The organism is Vibrio sp. R-1, from assembly GCF_035615595.1.
Taxonomy (GTDB): domain Bacteria; phylum Pseudomonadota; class Gammaproteobacteria; order Enterobacterales; family Vibrionaceae; genus Vibrio; species Vibrio cholerae.
On record NZ_WPDC01000298.1, the window covers coordinates 1 to 522 of the forward strand.

General features: G+C 37.9%; 1 protein-coding gene. It reads right to left on the reverse strand.

The window, feature by feature from the left end:
* Positions 1–176: 176 nt before the first annotated feature.
* Positions 177–522: IS200/IS605 family transposase (gene tnpA / locus GOU96_RS18215; RefSeq protein WP_258502465.1), on the reverse strand; the 346-nt coding region annotated here is incomplete at its 5' end.

A 522-nucleotide genomic window follows, 5' to 3' on the forward strand; every position in this document is an offset into this window, starting at 1 on the left:
CGCGTTGACAGTCCCTCTTAAGGCGTTTGTTATATTTATGCTTACCGAATTTTTCCCAAGGTGCGACACCCCTTTGATAATGTGAATCCATTGTATATTCAATAAATTCTTAAGCTCAACACCATAATAGTAAAAATCATTTTTCTAGGCATATATTAAAAGGGGGCACGACGCTGTTAGTCTCTCAATAACTCTAACTGCTGCTCTTGCTCAAGCTCTTTTTTGTCTTGATGCCGTACATACCGTCTAATGATTTCTTCATTTACACCTACCGTATCCACAAAATAGCCTCGCGACCAAAAATGATTTCCCCATAACTTTTTCCTGATATGTGGAAACTTGTTGAATAGCCTAATTGCACTCCTACCCTTTAAAACTCCCATCAACGTCGAAATGGATACTTTGGAGGGAATTATCGCGACTAAGTGGACATGATCTGGCTGAACATTGAGTTCCAAAACTTCACAATCTTTCATATTAAAAATAATGTAGTTCGAACGATTTAGCTCTTTGGCTACATTT